This is a genomic window from Novosphingobium sp. Leaf2, assembly GCF_001421325.1.
Lineage (GTDB): Bacteria > Pseudomonadota > Alphaproteobacteria > Sphingomonadales > Sphingomonadaceae > Novosphingobium.
The window spans coordinates 154135-170037 of record NZ_LMJY01000012.1 but is presented as its reverse complement, the minus strand read 5'-3'; the positions used below and the strand labels follow the sequence as shown (position 1 = coordinate 170037).

Below are 15903 nucleotides of genomic sequence, written 5' to 3'. Positions count from 1 at the left end.
GCCGGGGCAGCAAGGTCCTCCAGTGCGAATGTTTCTCGTGCCCCCCTTTTCGATTGCCTGAAGGTTTCTACATGGTGCCGGCCATCCAAGGAGCGTGCGCATGAAGACTTCGGGAAACACCATCCTCATCACCGGCGGCGGCTCTGGGATCGGCGCGGCGCTCGCGCAGCGCTTCCACGATCAGGGCAACGTGGTGATCGTGGCCGGTCGGCGTCGCGATGCGCTTGACGCTACCTGCGTGGACCGCAAGGACATGCACGCGCTGGTGCTGGACGTCGAAAGCGCGGAGGGCGTGAAGGCTTTTGCCGCTGACGTGGTGGCCCGGTTTCCAGCCGTCAACGTGCTGATCAATAACGCCGGGATCATGCGCTACGAAAGGTTGGGCCGGGCGCGCGACCTTGCCGATGCGCACGAGACGATTACGACAAACCTGCTGGGGCCGATCCGGCTGACGGACGCATTGGTGGATCATCTGGCTGCGAAGGGCGACGGCGTAATCGTCAACGTGACGTCCGGCCTTGCCTTTGTGCCATTGCCCGGAACGCCCACCTATTGCGCTACTAAGGCGGCGATACACAGCTACACCCAGTCCCTGCGCGCGATGCTGCATGGCCGCGTCGAAGTGATCGAACTGGCGCCGCCGGGCGTGCAGACCGACCTGACCCCAGGCCAGAGCACGCGCGAGGGGTATCAGCCATTGGACGAATTTGCCGACGAGGTGATGGCCCTGTTCAATCAGCAGCCCACCCCGCCCGAGATACTCGTCAAGGCCGTGCAACCGTTCCGCAACGCAGAAGCGCAAGGCACACACAGCCAGTTTCTGGACAACCTGACGCAACGGTCACTGCAGATGCTGGAGCAGCTCAAGGTCTGACCGGCTTTCACCGGTGCTGCGGCTCAGCGCGTTTCGCTCAGCCGTTGCACTGTGTGGGCGGCGAATTTCTGCAGGCGGTCCATCCGCGCGTCGTTGGCGAAAACAGGTTCGTGCAGCAGCATGCCCATGTGCAGGGCGCTGGCGAAGTCATGCGCCAACTTCAGGTTCTCCCAGTCTTCGCGCCACTGCGGGAAGGCCTCGATCATCTCGCTGGTCCACACCGCGTCATATCGCCGCGCTGCGGGTAGAAACACGGCGGCAAGCTGCGGATCGGTGCGGGCGGCAACCGCCAATGCCAGCCACGCGGCATAATCGCGCGTCTGCACCGAACGCCAGTGCGCTTCGCAGGCCAGTTCGATCATTGGCTGGTCGCCGCGATCAGCAGCGGCGCTGAAGTAATCCGCCAGGAATGCGCGCATGCGGTGGTAGACCACATGGTCCACCACAGCGCCGACCAGTTCCATCCGCGTCGCGAAGTGGTGATGCATCGCCCCGCGCGAAACATCGCAGGCGGTGGCTACGGCGGCGGTCGTCAGGCCTGCATAGCCATCGACCGCCAGGCACTCGACGGCAGCGGCAATCAACCTGTCACGCATGAGGGCGCTCTTGCGTTGTTGCCAGCTGGCGTCCGCCGCTGGCCTGTCCGCAGGCAGTAGCGCGCCGAGCACGCGATCCTGAAGCATCTGGGCGGTCATCATGCCCTCCTTTTAGGCGCACCGCGCCGCCAGCCCGAACCTAGTCTTATAGGCAGGTGAGCGGGATGGGCAGGTCGTAGCATAAAACCGGCAGCAGAGTCGGTTTATATGCCGGCCAAGATCGAGGCACGCAGCCATAGCGGGCCGGGTCGGGACAGGAGACGAGAAGGCCATGCCCAGCATTCGCGCATACCGTCAGTCCGTCGCATGGCGGTGACTGCCGCCGATACCGACCACTTCGACCTGGCGGCCGAAGTGCGCGATCTAGCTGCCCGGCGTGACATCGCCGATGTGGCCGCCCGCTACATGCGCGGACTTGACCGGCTGGACGCGGACCTCACGCGCAGTGCGTTTCACGACGATGCGTTTGTGGATTGCGGGGTGATGAAAGGCTCCGCCGATACCTTCGTCGCCTTCGCGCTCGATTTCCTCGCCACGATGGAGGCCAGCCATCACATGCTCGGCCAGTCACGCATCACAATTTCCGGCGATAGCGCCCGTGGCGAGCTGTATTTCCAGGCCTGGCACTGTGCCCCGGCCGAGGGCGGCGGGGTAACCGACCTGTTCATTTCCGGCCGGTATCTGGACCAGTATGCCCGCCGCGATGGCCAATGGCGGATTACCAACCGCGTTCTGGTGACCGACTGGGTCAAGCAGGATCCCGGCAATCGCGACTTTTTCGCAGCCAATCCGCAGGCGCCGCGTGGCGCCCGTCGCGGGCTGGACCCCAGCGAGCAGCAGCAACACCTCAGCACAGGAATTTGCGCATGAACTTTCAAACCCCGGTTTCGCGCTATTCGCAGGAATTCGATCCGCCGGTGCGCGGCGATCCGATCACCGCCGACCGCTACATCTCCAAGGCGTGGATGGACGGCGAGATGAAGAATCTATGGCCCAAGGTCTGGCATCTTGGTGGCTTGCTGGCCGAACTGGAGGAGCCCGGTGATATTGTGCGCCACAACTTCGCCAAGGAATCGGTCATCATGGTCCGGCAGGAGGATGGGACGATCAAGGCGTTCTACAATTCCTGCCCGCACCGGGGCAATCGCCTGGTCCTGGGCGACCTGACCAGCGTGCCGCGCATCGTGTGCGGCTATCACAACTGGACCTTCGACCTCGACGGGACGCTGGCCAAAGTGCAGGATCCCGAAGATTTCGCCGGCGGCAGCCCGTGTGGCAAAGTCCACTTGTCGGAACTGCGGTGCGATACCTGGGGGCCGTTCGTGTTCTGGTGCATGGACGACGACGTGGCGCCGCTGCACGAATGGTTGGCCCCGTTCCCGGAACGTCTGGCAGGCTATGGCATAGATAACTGGGTGCGGGTGCTGAACGTCTCTGCGGACTGCGAATTCAACTGGAAGATCATCCGCGACAATTTCAACGAGAGCTACCACCTGCCCACCATCCACCCGGAACTGGCGACATTCATCAACGACGGTCTGCCCGATACGCTGTTCGAGATGTACCCCTCGGGTCACAACTCGATGTGGATGAAGGGCCATCAGGCCACCACCCGCGTCGATTACCACACCAGCGAAGTGCCAGCGCCTCTGGGCGAAGCGGCGCGGGCCTGGGGCATCGATCCCGATGATTTCAACGGTCGCACCGGCGATCTGCGCGAGGCAATCATTGCGGCCAAGCGCAAGCTGGGACCGGACCGTGGCTACACCAATTATGAAAACATGACCGATCAGCAACTGGTCGATTACTTCCACTGCACGCTGTTTCCCAATCTCACCCTGACGATGAGCCCGGAACAGTTGCAGGTGCTGCGCACCGAGCCGCACCCCACAGATCCGGAAAAGTGCATATTCCAGCACTGGTGCCTCTATCCGCCGGTAGAGGGCATGAAGGAGGTGTTCACGCCGCTGGGCATGGCGCCGCTGGAGCACGATGCGGTGGCGTATCACTGCGTCTACGGCGACGGGGTATCGGTGGGCTACGTGGCGGATCAGGACTTGTCGATCGGCACCAGCCAGCAGCAGGGCCTCAATTCGCGCGGGTTCAAGGGCTGCATCCTGCCCGGACAGGAAAAGCGCATCCAGCGTTTCCATGAACTGCTGGATGATTACGTGAAGGGCGCGCCGTGATCTGCCCGCCGGAAGACCGGATCGCGCTGGAAGGCCTACTGGTCGGCTACGCGCATGCAGTGGATAGTTTCGACGCAGACGGCATCTGCGCCGTGTTCACGCCCGATGCCGTGTTCGACTTGTCCGGCGTGGGATATCCCGCGCTAAAAGGGCATGACGCGATCCGGGCCTTCTTCGCGGAGGCCTTTGCGGCGATTTCCGCGCAGGGCCATTACCTTTCGAACTTTGCGGTGACGGCATACACCGGCGATACCGCGTCCGTTCGCGCTTACATAACCGGCATGGCGCGGTACAAGGCGGGCGGGGGCGTTACGATCCACGGGCGCTACTATTTCGATGTAGCGCGCGCCCCCGAAGGCTGGAAAGCGACGCGCTACACCACAGATTTCCTGCTGCCGCTGGAAAGCTGACCGGTCAGCCTTACGCCAGACTGACGCCGAAGATTTCGCGGCGGGCCACACCGTTTTCGTCATAAACCGGCTCGATGCCGGCTGCCGAATAGAGCTGAACGCCAAAGCCGGTGATTTCCCATTGCCCCAGATGATCGCGCATGGCGGCGTAGGACGGATCTTGGAAGTGGCGCAGCAGGTCTACTTCGCTGTCCCACTCCTCGAACACCTGGATCACGCCGGGTTCAAGCGGATCGACCGCCCAGGTGTAGGCGGCGCAGCCTGTTTCGGCCCGACTGGCGAGGATGTGCTCGCGCGCGCCAAGGATGATCTCGTTGCAGGTCTGCATGTCACCTGCGTAGCGCAGCCATCCGGCCACCACGATGCGCATGATCCGTTTCTCCCGTTGTGATCTTGACGGGGAAGCTAGAGGCGGCGGGCAATGCGCGCCGCTGGCACTTAGCACAGGTAGGGTGCGCAAGCCGCCCGGCGGACGATCAGGCGGCGGTGTCCACCGATGCCTCGGGACGGGCGTGGCGCGTCATCACGTCTTCCCAGAAGTGGATCAGGTTCTGTGCGTTCATGCCCCAGCTGAAGCGGCTGACATGTTCGGCAACGTCGGTCTGGGCGGGCGGCGCGGCCAGGATGTCGCGCACCGCGGACGCGATCGCCTCGGGGGTGCGGGCGGCGATGCGCCCGGCGCTCTCGTCGCTGACGATCTCGCGCGCGCCGCCGATGTCCGGGATGACGATGGGGGTGCCGCACGCCAGCCCCTCAACCCACACGTTCGCCAGACCCTCGCTGGCGGAAGGCAGCACCAGCACATCCGCCGCGCACAGCACGTGCGGCAGCAGTTCATGGTCGATCAGCCCCAGGAACTGCACCCGGTCCGCCAGTCCCAGCCGCCTCGCCAGCCCCCTGAGCCGTCCCTCGTCCTCGCCGGCACCGGCCAGCGCCAGGCGGGTATCGGGGGGCAGATGCGCCAGCGCCTCTATCACCAGCGCCTGGCCCTTGCGTGCGATCAAGGCGCCCGGCGTCACCAGCAGCGGGCCTTCCGGCCAGATCTGCAGGTTCGGCATCGCCGAGACCAGCGCACGCGCCGCGCCGCGATTGATCGGGTGAAACTTCTCCCGGTCCAGCCCGGTGTAGTGCACCGCGATGCGATCCGCCGGCATCCCCAGCGCAATCATGTCTTCGCGCAGGGCCTGGCTTACCGCCAGCAGCCCGGCGGCCTGGTGCGCTGCCGCCAGCATCTGCTTGAGCGCCAGGGGACGCTGGCCCCAAAAGTGGATGTCCGCCCCGCGCGATTTGATCGTCAGCGGCAGGCCCAGTTCGCGCGCGATGATTGCGGCGGCGGGCCCGTCGGGAAAGAAGAACTGCGCGTCCACAAGGTCGAACGGTTTTTGCGCGTGGAGCTTGCGCACCAGCGGCAGCACCGCCTTGGCGATGCGCCCCGGGTTGGTATCGCCGCCCACTTTGGGAAAGGTCGTGAAGCGGGGATAATGGACCTGCAGCCCCGCAACTTGCGCCATTTGCGGGATAGCATTCAACTTCGCGTACGGCTCTCGCAAAGACAGTGGCCAGACGGGGATGCCAAGCGGGCTGACGATCGTCAAGTCTACCTGGCCGGATGCAACGATCGCGCGCATCTGGTTGCCGACAAACACCCCGAACGATGGGCGCACCGGATTGGGAAACAGCGTGGCGATCGAAAGGACGCGCATCACCGCAATTACAGCTTGCGAACCAGGGTTTCGGCAACCGCGAGCCAGGCCGGCGCTGCCACCGTCACACGTTCGCGCCCGCTGGCAGGCGGCAGCAGGGTGACCGCGCCGTCCTCGCTTGTGATCAGCCGTCCGAATGCGAAGCGGCCAGCGGGCAGGGGGGCCAGCACGTCGCGGTCTATCAACGCGCCAGCCTGTTCGGGCCCATGCTGACGCAGCCACACCTGATCGCCTTCGCGGTATTCGCCCTGCGATGCGTCCACCGCCAGCACAAGCCAGGGCGCGTCGGCGGACAAGTCGCTGGGCAGCACGGCGTCGATCGGCTTGCGCAGGGCTTCAGGGCCTTTGCTGCCCAGGGACGCGATCAGGCGCGCAGGCTCCGCATTGTCGCTGCGCAACAGGGTTTCGGGCTCCACCTGCAGCGCGGCGGCGATGCGGTTCATCCACACCAGCGAAAGGTTGCGCATGCCGGTTTCGAGGCGGCCGATGGTCTGGGCCGTAGTGGGCGGGGTGCAGGCGGCGGCAACGTCGGCCAGCGTCAGGCCCTTTTGCAGGCGGATGTCGCGGATACGATTGATCATACGGGCCCCTTCCAACCGATCCGGCGTTCCGGGCTTTCGTATAGATACCCGCTTATTGCAAGTGCGTAACGCGGCAACGGCGTCAAGGCGGGGGGCTGCGCGAAACGTCTGGTGTCCCGTGCAAATCCCGGCATGATGCAAAGTCAGATCAAGGGGGAAGACACGATGGTGGACGAACGGGCGGCGCTGGCAAGCGCGCGGGCACAGATGATGTACGATGCCAACCGCAAGTCGGCCGGCGTCGCGTATCTGCTGTGCCTGTTCTTCGGCGGCTTTGGGGCGCACCGGTTCTACCTGGGGTCGAAACTGGGCGGCGCGGTGCAACTGGGGCTATGGGTCGCCGGCTGGGTCACCCTGTTCCTGGCCTGGATACCGCTGGGCATCTGGGTGCTGATCGACCTGTTCCTGATCCCGGGCATGGCGCGGGACCGGAACATGGAACTGGCGGACCGTTTCGCGTTCGACTGAAGGGGGCTCAGCCCTCCACCTGCTCGGCCAGTTCGAGCCAGCGTTCCTCGGCAGCGTCCTTGTCAGCGCGGGCCTTGCCGACGGCGGCCGTCAGGGCTGCGAATTTTGCCGGATCGCGGGTGTAAAGGGCCGGGTCGGACATCGCCGCCTCATCGCGGATGATCGCCGCTTCCAGTTCCTCGATGCGCTTGGGCAGCAGTTCGTAGTCGCGCTGGTCCTTGTACGACAGCTTGACCTTGCGGACCGGCATTTGCGCCGGGGCCTGCGCCTCCGCCTTCGCTTTCTTGGCCGCGCCCACGGTGCGTTCGCGCCGCTTGGCTTCCCAGTCGGCATAGCCGCCGGCGATCACGTCGATATGGCCCGACCCATCAAGCCCCAGCGTGACGTTCACCGTGCGATCGAGAAAGTCACGATCGTGGCTGACGATCAGCACTGTGCCGTCATAATCGGAAATCACCTCCTGCAGCAGATCGAGCGTCTCCAGATCGAGGTCGTTGGTCGGCTCGTCCAGCACCAGCAGGTTGGAGGTGCGGGCAAATTCGCGCGCAAACAGCAGACGCGAACGCTCACCGCCCGATAGCGTGCCCACTTTGGCTTCGACCAGACCCGGATCGAACAGGAAGTCCTTGAGATAGCCCTGGATATGCTTGCGGATGCCGCGCACGTCGATCCAGTCGCCGCCTTCGGCCAGCACGTCGCGGATGCGCAGTTCCGGGCTCATGCGGCTGCGCTGCTGGTCGATCACCGTGGCGTGCAGAGTATTGGCAAGCACGATGCGCCCCTCGTCGTGCTGCAATTCGCCAGTCAGTATCTTGAGGAGGGTAGTCTTGCCCGAGCCGTTCGCGCCGACCAGCCCGATCCGGTCGCCGCGCTGGATTCGCAGGTTGAAGTCCTTGATCACGGTGCGCCGCGCGTCACCCTCGCCGAAGCGCTTGGTAACGTGTTCGGCCACGATCACCGACTTGGTCTTGCTGTCGTCTGCCACGACCGCCAGCTTGGCCGTACCTTGCGGCCCCATCATCGAGGCCCGTTGGGCGCGCATTTCCCACAGCTTGGCAAGCCGGCCCTGGTTGCGCTTGCGCCGCGCGGTGACGCCGCGTTCCAGCCAGTGCGCCTCGATCTTCAGCTTGGCATCCAGCTTGTGCGCGGCGCGCTCTTCCTCGGCGTAGACTTCGTTTTCCCACGCCTCGTAGCCGCCAAAGCCGATATCCTTGCGGCGCAGGCCGCCGCGATCGAGCCACAACGTGGCGTTGGTCAGCCGGGTCAGGAAGGTGCGGTCGTGGCTGATGACCACGAACGCACCGTTGTATCGCTGGAGCCAGGATTCCAGCCAGTCGATCGCGGCAAGGTCAAGGTGATTGGTCGGCTCGTCCAGCAGCAGCAGGTCGGGCTCGGACGCGAGCGCACGGCACAAAGCGGCACGGCGGCGTTCACCGCCGCTGGCGCTGGCCGCTTCGCGCGACAGGTCGATGCCCAGCTGGTCGGCGATGGCCTCCACTTCATGACGCGGGGGTGCGTCATCGCCGTGGATGGCGAAATCCAGCAACGTGTCGAAGCCAGTGAAGAACGGGTCCTGCTCCAGCGTGATTACCCGCGTGCCGGGCTGAACCGAGCGCGTACCCTTGTCCGCATCCACCTGGCCGGCGATCAGCTTGAGCAGCGTGGTCTTGCCCGCGCCGTTGCGACCGATCAGAGCCAGCCGGTCACGCGGGCCAACGTTTATGTCCAGATCCTTGAAGAGCCAGCCGGAGCCCTGGATCAGGCCAAGGCCCTCCCAGCTTAGTATCGGTGCAGTTGCCATGCGCCGCGCCCTACAGGTGCGGAAGGGGGAAGGGCAAGCGCGGGGTTGCACCGCATGGCAATACCGTGCCCTTTGCGTCACGCCTGCGCACGACCTTGCGCGCGGCAATATTCAGGGCTTGTTCAAAGCCTTGGAACTAGGCACCCCGCTTGTGATGACACGTTTGCTTGCCCCCCTTGCCCCCCTTGCCGCGCTTGCCGCGGCTTCCGCTCTTCTTGCGAGCGTTCCGGTCCGTGCAGATTCCCAGGGGGAGCAGGGCGAGGTGCGGCGTGAGAGGCGCGCCGGCACCGTGCTGTCGATCCGCGAGATCGAGCGGGAGATCCTGCCGCGCATGTCTGGCATGCAGTATCTGGGCCCGGAATATGACCCTCCGGCAATGGCTTACCGGCTGAAGTTCATCCGCAATAGCAAGCTCTACTTCGTGGACGTCGATGCTCGCACCGGGCGGATCATCGGCCAGTCGCGCTGAGTGGGTCGGCGAGCCGGTTGGTCCGTCCCGTGGGAACCACGCGTAGCGCCGTCGCTTGACCCTGCGGGGGTTTCGCCCCATCTGACGCTGGTTGATGTACGGAGGACCGAAAATTGCGCATCCTGATCGTCGAGGATGAGCCGACCCTGGGCAACCAGCTCAAAACCACGCTGGAACAGAACGGCTATGCTGTGGATCTGTCCACCGATGGTGAGGACGGGCATTTTCTTGGCTCTACCGAAGACTACGACGCGGTGATCCTCGATCTCGGCCTTCCCGAGATCGACGGGCTCACCGTGCTGGGCATGTGGCGTCGCGAGGGGCGCACGTTCCCGGTGCTGGTGCTGACCGCGCGCGACAGCTGGTCCGACAAGGTGGCCGGGCTTGATGCCGGGGCAGACGATTACTTGGCCAAGCCTTTCCAGACCGAGGAGCTGATCGCCCGCCTGCGCGCGCTGATCCGCCGTGCTTCGGGCAACACCTCCAGCGAACTGACTGCGGGCGGGGTCCGGCTGGACACGCGTTCGGGCCGGGTCACGCTGTCAGGCGAGCCGGTGAAGCTGACCGCGCAGGAATACAAGCTGTTGTCCTACCTCATGCACCATAAGGGCAAGGTGGTCAGCCGCACCGAGCTGATCGAGCATATCTACGATCAGGATTTTGACCGCGATTCCAATACGATCGAGGTCTTCGTCACGCGCATCCGCAAGAAGCTGGGCGCCGATGTCATCACGACGATCCGTGGCCTTGGCTACAGCCTCGACGATCCCGCCGAACCCGGCCGCGGCTGAGGCCGAACCCGCAAACGCGGTAGCGCCCCCGCGCCGGGCCGGGACTACCGGCTCGCTGGCGCGGCGCATGATGCTGATCGCGGCGGGCTGGATCTCGTTCCTGTTGCTCGCCGGCGGGCTTGGGCTCGATCACACTGTCACCGGCATTGTGACACGCAATTTCGACGAGCAACTGGAATACATGCTGACCGGCATGCTGGGCTCGGTGGAAGTGGGTCCGGACGGCGAGGTGTTCTTTATCCGCCCGATGGCCGACCAGCGCTTTCTGGAGCCCAATTCCGGCCTGTACTGGCAGATCCGAGCCAAGGGGCACGAGGATTATCCCTCCCGCTCGCTGTGGGACCGCAGCCTCGATGTTCCGGTGGACCATTTCGATGCCACCACGCACGTTTACGACAGCGACCAGTTCGCGGGTGAGCCGCTGCGGGTCATGGAGCGCTCGATCATCCTGCCCGGCAGCAAGGCGCGCTGGATGTTCACCGTCGCCGCCAGCCGCAAGGATCTGAACGACCAGATCAAGATGATCCGCTCGATCCTGGTGTACAGCTTCGTGGCGCTGGGCTTCGGGCTGCTGCTGATGGCCGGGATGCAGACCTGGTATGGCCTGTTTCCGCTGCGCCATGTGCGCCGCGCCATCCAGAAGCTGCGCACCACCAGCGCCAGCCGCGTTACCGAACCGCTGCCCAATGAGGTCGCCCCGCTGGTGGATGAACTCAATGCGCTGCTGGCGCATACCGAGCGGCAGGCCGAGGAAGCGCGCACCCATGCCGGCAACCTCGCCCACGCGTTGAAAACCCCGCTGACGGTGGTGATGAACGCCGCCACCGCGCAGGCGCCCGACCTTGCCGATACCGTTATCCGGGAGGCTGCGGTGATGCGCCGCCAGGTCGATCACCACTTGGCGCGCGCGCGGGCGGTGGGCCGGCGCGCTGTCGGCCAGTCCCGCGCTGAAGTATGGGCCAGCCTGGAGGCGGTGCTGCGTGCGGTCGAGCGGTTGTATGAGCACACCCGCTTCGACCTGGACGGCAACCGCGATGTGGCCGTGGCCATGGAAAAGCAGGACCTTGAGGAGATGCTGGGCAACCTGATCGAGAACGCAGCCAAATATGGCGGCGGCAGCGTGTTCGTGACCGTGGACGCGGTGCGAGACGCTCGGTTGTGCGAGATCTGGATCGAGGACGACGGCATGGGCATCCCTGAGGAGGAGCGCATCCGCATCTTCGATCGCGGCGCGCGGCTGGACACCGGCAAGCCAGGCACCGGGCTTGGCCTGGCGATCGTGCGCGATGTCGTGGAAATCTATGGCGGCGCGGTCGAGCTTGACGAAAGCGAGGACCTGGGCGGTCTGCTGGTGAAGCTCAAGCTGCCGCGTGCCGACTGGCAGGACGGTATTTCGTGACACATCGGTGGGTAACCGGCACGGGCCGGTTGCCGTTTTGACCCATCATGGCCATTTGCGCGCCAGACAGTATCCGGAGCATTTCATGAGTGACACCATTAACGTTCCCCTCACGTCCGACGAGATCGAGATGCTGGTCGACGCGCTCGAAGTCGATCTCGAAGGCTATCTGGAATCGGCCAAGGAAGCGCGCGGCAACAACAACCGCGAAGACGTGAAGACTTTCACCGAGGCTGCCACGCGCATCCAGACGCTGATGGGCCGCCTTCAGGACTTCGTTCAGGATTGAAGCTGGATGGGGCGCCGCTGCGCGCCCCATCGCTCACCCGTTCTTGGCGCGCTCGTGATGGCGGATCACTTCGTCGATCACGAAGCGGATGAACTTTTCACCAAAATCGGGGTCGAGGTTGGCGTCCTGCGCCAGCGCGCGCAGGCGCGTGATCTGCCGTTCTTCGCGGCCGGGATCGGACGCGGGCAGGTTGGTCGTCGCCTTGTATTCCCCCACCGCCTTGGTGATCCTGAAACGCTCTGCCAGCATGTGGATGAGGGCAGCGTCGATGTTGTCGATGCTGGCGCGAAAGCCTGCGAGGACCGGATCGGCGGCGGATGAGGTTTCCTGGGTCATGGCGCCGCCCGCTAGCACGCGGTGGCCCGTTCTTCCAGTCGGGTTGATGCACCGGGTGGTGGCCTTTGCGCTTGCGTTGCACGCAGCTTGCGCCCAAAGCCCGCCGTGATGAGTGCAGATGTCGTCCCCCTGCAGATGCGCAGGCAGCAGCCCTCCCTCGCTCCCATGCTGGCGCTTACCGCAGCCGGCATGAACAGCGTCAACGCCGTAATCCTGGATCGCATGCAAAGCGAGATTCCGCTGATTCCGGCGCTCGCAGGGCACCTGATTTCCGGCGGCGGCAAACGCATGCGCCCGATGCTGATGGTGGCCGCGGCGCAGCTTTGCGGATACCACGGTAGCCGTCACCACACGCTGGCCGCTGCGGTGGAGTTCCTCCACACAGCCACCCTGTTGCATGACGATGTCGTCGATGGTTCGGACATGCGCCGGGGCAAGGCTGCAGCCAACATCGTGTTCGGTAATCCCGCCACCGTGCTGGTCGGGGACTTCCTGTTCACCAAGGCTTTCGAGCTGATGGTGGAGGACGGCAGCCTCAAGATTCTCAAGGTGTTCTCGAAGGCCAGTTCCATCATCGCCGAGGGCGAGGTTGACCAGTTGACCGCGCAGCGCCGGGTCGAAACGAGCGAGGAGCATTACCTCCAGATCATCGGATCGAAAACGGCGGCGCTGTTTGCCGCTGCCACCCGGATTTCGGCCATCCTCGCCGAAAAGAGCGAGGCGGAGGAACTGGCGCTCGATGCATTCGGTCGCAATCTGGGAATTGCGTTCCAGTTGGTGGACGATGCCATCGACTACGATTCGGAAAGCAGCGAATCGGGCAAGGACAAGGGCGACGATTTCCGGGAAGGCAAGATGACCCTGCCGGTGATCTTGGCTTATGCGCGCGGTGATGCGCAGGAGCGCAAGTTCTGGGAAGACGCTATCGCCGGTTTCCGCACCGAGGACGAAGACCTTGCCCATGCGGTCGAACTGATCAATCGCCACGGCTGCGTGGAGGCCACGCGGGAACGCGCGCGCCATTACGCGCAGCGTGCGATCGACGCGATTGCGGGCTTTCCCGCCGGCGAAGCGCGGAACGCGATGGCGGAAGCCGCCGCGTTCGCCGTCGCGCGCCGCTACTGAAGCATAGTGCTGCCGCGCCGTATGTGGCAGATTTTCAACGGTAACACGGCTGCGACAGTCTGGCACAAAGCTGCGATTGCCGCGCGCCCCGGCGTGGCTTATTGAGGCCCGCCATGCCGTCCCCCGAAGATCGGGTAGCCACCGGATACCAGTCCGGATCGCCCCGCCAACGCCTGATCTCCTCGCTGCTTTCGGCAGCGATAATCGTGATCGCCCTGCTGATCGCGATCTATCAGACGGCGGTTGCTCCGGCGCTCAAGGAAAGAGCCCGCAATCCGGTCACCTTCGACATGAAGGGCGACGATGCCGACAGCGGCGCGAAGACTCCCGAAAAGAGCCAACAGGCCAAGACCAAAGAGAAGGACCAGCCGCCCCGGCAGGAAGTGCAGGCGGATACCCCGGTCACACCTGTCACCAAGCCGGTGAAGACGCCCGAAAAACCGGCGTTCACCTTGCTGTCTCGCTCGGACATGGCCGCTGCCGACATTGGCGGTATGAAGAGTTCCGGCAGCGGCGATGCGGCGCCGGGGGGCGGCAGCAGCGGCGCGACGTATGGACCGGGTGAGGGGCCGGGCGGCGCGGTGCTGTATAATGCGGCATGGTACAAGGAGCCTACCGACGCGCAGTTGGGCGGTTATCTGCCCGCCCATGCCCCGCCCAGCGGCTGGGGCATGATCGCCTGCCAGACCCAGCCGCATTACCGGGTGGAAAACTGCCAGATCCTTGGCGAATCGCCACGTGGATCGGGCTTCGGGCGTGCGGTTTTGAACGCCGCGTGGCAGTTCCAGGTGATGCCGGTGCGCATCAACGGCAAGCAGCAGATTGGTGAGTGGGTGCGCATTCGTATAACCTATGGCCAACACGGCGACGGCTGATGTCGCAGGTCACCCTGCCGCGCTGAAGGGTACAAACCCGCCGGGTTGGGCCAGTCTGGCCAGCAGATCCTCCAGCGGCATGGGCCGGGCGATGAAATACCCCTGCGCGAGCGAGAAGCCCGCCAATCGCGCGCTGACCAACTGGCTTTCGGTTTCGATCCCCTCGATCACGCATTCCAAAGACAGCGAACGCGCCAGATGACGGATCGCGGTGATCAGCCGCCGTCCCGCGCCTTCGTCCAGCCGGGCTGCGAAACTGCGGTCGATCTTCACCATGTCGAGCGGTAGCTGGTGCAGTGAGGACAGGCTGGAATAACCGGTACCGAAGTCGTCCAGCGCAATGCGCATGCCAGTGGCGCGCAGGCGCTGCAGGGCGGCGCTGGCCGTTGTGAACTCCAGGATCAGCGAGCTTTCCGTGATTTCGATCAGGATCCGCCGGGCATCCTGGCCCGAAACGGCTAAGCGCTCCAGCAGCGCATCGATCGTGGCGGGGTCGCAGATATCATTGCCGGACAGGTTGAAAGATACCCGCAGAGCATCGGGCAACTGCGCCAGCGATTGCAGCGCCAGGTCGAACAGCGCCACAGTCACTTCGCGCGAACGTCCCACGCGCTCGGCCGCCGCAATCAGCATCTCGGGCGGAACATCGCCGATGCGCGGCGAATGCCAGCGGGCCAGGCATTCCATGCCCACCGGTCGCAGGTCGTGTGTGGACGCGATCGGCTGGAAGCAGAGGGTAAGCTCGGCGGCAAGGTCTGCAGCCTGCAGTGCGGCGTCCAGCGCCTGATCGGTGCGGATAATGATCTCCAGTTCCTCGGAGAACAGGACGCATTGGCCCCGGCGCCGGTTCTTTGCGTGGTACAGCGCAAAGTCGGCGCGGTCGAACAGCAGGTTGGCAGTGCGCGCCGTATCGGGATAGACGGCAAGCCCCGCCGAACAGCCGATTGACACCATCACGTCGTTGATCCGCGCCGGCTGGCGGATGGCCCGGCAAAGCTCGTTGGCGATGTGTTCTGCCTGCTGCACGTCATCCATGACGATCAGGCCGAATTCGTCCCCGCCAAGGCGCGCAACGATCGCATTGTCCGGGCACGCGTTCATGATCCGTGAACCGATCACCTGCAGCAGGCGATCGCCTTGCGCGTGGCCATGGGTGTCGTTCACCGGCTTGAAGCGGTCCAGATCGATCAGCCCGACGGTAAACCGGGTCGTTCCATCCCGGTCCTGCATCAGGCCTTCCAAGGTCGCGAAGAAGAACCGGCGGTTGGGCATGCCGGTCAGCGCGTCGGTCTGTGCGAGCCGGGCGTTTTCTTCGCCCAGCACCTGCGCCTGCCGTCGTTCGATCAGCAATTCGCGCTGGGAGGCTTCCAGTTCGACGAACGAGGCGAACGAATCGCGCACGACCTTTAGAATGACGATGGCGACCATCACGATGTTGGCCGCGATCGCGATCAGCGTTTCGGTGCCGAGATACAGCGAATAGGCAAGGAACGCTCCCAGCACCGTCACGCATACCGCAACCGCGCCCATCGGCAGGAAGCTGAGGCAAAATACGCAGCCCAGCACTGTCACCGATATGAACACCGCGACGTGACCGTGCTGGTAGGGACCGCCGTACTGGTCCAACGCTATGGCCCAGGTGACGAAACCCACCGCCAGCACCACCGCCAGGTACAGCGTCCGGCGCAGGCGGCGGCGCACATATGCCGGGTCGAAATCGGCATCGGTCATTGGCCGCAGCCAGGTCATCAACCGATAGAAGCACAACGCGATCAGTACCGCGGGAAGGGTGACGACCAAGTGCGTGGGCGCGAGATGGCGGTGCGTAAAAGCCAGCACCGCAGCGTTGATGGCCAGCACGCCGTACAGCGGCGGGATGTGCTGCCGCAGGCGCAGATACTGCGCAACTACGAGGGGATGTTGGCCGGCACGATGCATTTTATGTGGGTGCACTTGTGTGGTTCGCAGGATAGCGAATGTCGCTCAATACGTGCCAA

The 15903-nt window shown here is 64.5% G+C and carries 18 protein-coding genes; 11 read left to right on the top strand and 7 right to left on the bottom strand.

Annotation, left to right across the window (positions count from 1 at the left end):
* Nucleotides 1-100: 100 nt before the first annotated feature.
* Nucleotides 101-874, top strand: a complete 774-nt coding sequence (locus ASE49_RS07425; protein WP_056769938.1) for an SDR family oxidoreductase — start codon at nt 101-103, stop codon at nt 872-874.
* 23 nt (nt 875-897) lie between these two features.
* Here the strand turns inward: ASE49_RS07425 and ASE49_RS07420 are convergent, their stop codons facing one another.
* Nucleotides 898-1569, bottom strand: coding sequence for a TetR/AcrR family transcriptional regulator (locus ASE49_RS07420; protein ID WP_056770947.1), 672 nt, complete (start codon nt 1567-1569; stop codon nt 898-900).
* 207 nt (nt 1570-1776) lie between these two features.
* Between ASE49_RS07420 and ASE49_RS07415 the strand changes: the two genes are divergently transcribed.
* Genes ASE49_RS07415 through ASE49_RS07405 form a run of 3 tightly spaced genes read left to right on the top strand, consistent with a single transcriptional unit; the run spans nt 1777 to nt 4069 of the window.
* Entirely contained in the window at nt 1777-2340 is a 564-nt protein-coding gene (locus ASE49_RS07415) for a nuclear transport factor 2 family protein (protein WP_056769935.1), read from the top strand.
* Nucleotides 2337-3659 carry an aromatic ring-hydroxylating oxygenase subunit alpha gene (locus ASE49_RS07410; protein WP_056769932.1) on the top strand — a complete coding sequence of 441 codons (1323 nt, stop codon included), beginning with the start codon at nt 2337-2339 and terminating at the stop codon, nt 3657-3659. Before ASE49_RS07415 ends, ASE49_RS07410 begins: the two co-directional genes overlap by 4 nt.
* The gene (locus ASE49_RS07405) at nt 3656-4069 is read left to right on the top strand and encodes a nuclear transport factor 2 family protein (protein WP_056769929.1); all 414 of its coding nucleotides are present in this window, start codon (nt 3656-3658) and stop codon (nt 4067-4069) included. The genes ASE49_RS07410 and ASE49_RS07405 overlap by 4 nt, the downstream gene beginning before the upstream one ends.
* 10 nt (nt 4070-4079) lie before the next feature.
* Here the strand turns inward: ASE49_RS07405 and ASE49_RS07400 are convergent, their stop codons facing one another.
* The 3 genes from ASE49_RS07400 to ASE49_RS07390 all read right to left on the bottom strand — a co-directional run bounded on the left by ASE49_RS07400 (nt 4080) and on the right by ASE49_RS07390 (nt 6353).
* A complete protein-coding gene (locus ASE49_RS07400; RefSeq protein ID WP_056769926.1) occupies nt 4080-4439 on the bottom strand; it encodes a putative quinol monooxygenase in 360 nt (119 codons plus the stop codon).
* 106 nt (nt 4440-4545) lie between these two features.
* Nucleotides 4546-5772 (bottom strand): glycosyltransferase, encoded by a 1227-nt coding sequence (locus ASE49_RS07395; RefSeq protein WP_056769923.1) that lies wholly within the window; start codon nt 5770-5772, stop codon nt 4546-4548.
* Between the two features lie 8 nt (nt 5773-5780).
* Complete coding sequence (locus ASE49_RS07390; RefSeq protein WP_056769920.1) at nt 5781-6353, bottom strand: helix-turn-helix domain-containing protein; 573 nt, start codon at nt 6351-6353, stop codon at nt 5781-5783.
* Nucleotides 6354-6464: 111 nt separating this feature from the next.
* Between ASE49_RS07390 and ASE49_RS07385 the strand changes: the two genes are divergently transcribed.
* On the top strand, nt 6465-6821 hold the full coding sequence (locus ASE49_RS07385; protein ID WP_235522874.1) for a TM2 domain-containing protein: 357 nt from the start codon (nt 6465-6467) through the stop codon (nt 6819-6821).
* A 7-nt stretch (nt 6822-6828) separates the two neighbouring features.
* Here ASE49_RS07385 and ASE49_RS07380 read toward each other — a convergent pair whose 3' ends face one another.
* Nucleotides 6829-8622, bottom strand: coding sequence for an ABC-F family ATP-binding cassette domain-containing protein (locus ASE49_RS07380; protein WP_056769917.1), 1794 nt, complete (start codon nt 8620-8622; stop codon nt 6829-6831).
* A gap of 154 nt (nt 8623-8776) precedes the next feature.
* On the opposite strand from ASE49_RS07380, the gene ASE49_RS07375 reads away from it, so the two are divergent.
* From ASE49_RS07375 to ASE49_RS07360, 4 genes are all read left to right on the top strand, one after another.
* Nucleotides 8777-9091, top strand: coding sequence for a PepSY domain-containing protein (locus tag ASE49_RS07375; RefSeq protein WP_056770942.1), 315 nt, complete (start codon nt 8777-8779; stop codon nt 9089-9091).
* 113 nt (nt 9092-9204) lie between these two features.
* The gene (locus ASE49_RS07370; RefSeq protein ID WP_056769916.1) at nt 9205-9882 is read left to right on the top strand and encodes a response regulator transcription factor; all 678 of its coding nucleotides are present in this window, start codon (nt 9205-9207) and stop codon (nt 9880-9882) included.
* A 67-nt stretch (nt 9883-9949) separates the two neighbouring features.
* A complete protein-coding gene (locus ASE49_RS07365) occupies nt 9950-11281 on the top strand; it encodes a sensor histidine kinase (protein WP_235522912.1) in 1332 nt (443 codons plus the stop codon).
* A gap of 85 nt (nt 11282-11366) precedes the next feature.
* A complete protein-coding gene (locus tag ASE49_RS07360; protein WP_056769915.1) occupies nt 11367-11570 on the top strand; it encodes a hypothetical protein in 204 nt (67 codons plus the stop codon).
* 33 nt (nt 11571-11603) lie between these two features.
* Here the strand turns inward: ASE49_RS07360 and ASE49_RS07355 are convergent, their stop codons facing one another.
* Nucleotides 11604-11906 (bottom strand): chorismate mutase, encoded by a 303-nt coding sequence (locus tag ASE49_RS07355; RefSeq protein WP_056770937.1) that lies wholly within the window; start codon nt 11904-11906, stop codon nt 11604-11606.
* A gap of 108 nt (nt 11907-12014) precedes the next feature.
* Here ASE49_RS07355 and ASE49_RS07350 point away from each other — a divergent pair, with 108 nt between their 5' ends.
* Together ASE49_RS07350 and ASE49_RS07345 are read left to right on the top strand one after the other, a co-directional pair.
* Entirely contained in the window at nt 12015-13031 is a 1017-nt protein-coding gene (locus tag ASE49_RS07350) for a polyprenyl synthetase family protein (RefSeq protein WP_056769913.1), read from the top strand.
* A gap of 113 nt (nt 13032-13144) precedes the next feature.
* On the top strand, nt 13145-13906 hold the full coding sequence (locus tag ASE49_RS07345; RefSeq protein ID WP_082456353.1) for a hypothetical protein: 762 nt from the start codon (nt 13145-13147) through the stop codon (nt 13904-13906).
* 9 nt (nt 13907-13915) lie between these two features.
* Here the strand turns inward: ASE49_RS07345 and ASE49_RS07340 are convergent, their stop codons facing one another.
* A complete protein-coding gene (locus tag ASE49_RS07340; protein ID WP_056769910.1) occupies nt 13916-15844 on the bottom strand; it encodes a putative bifunctional diguanylate cyclase/phosphodiesterase in 1929 nt (642 codons plus the stop codon).
* Between the last annotated feature and the right edge of the window lie 59 nt (nt 15845-15903).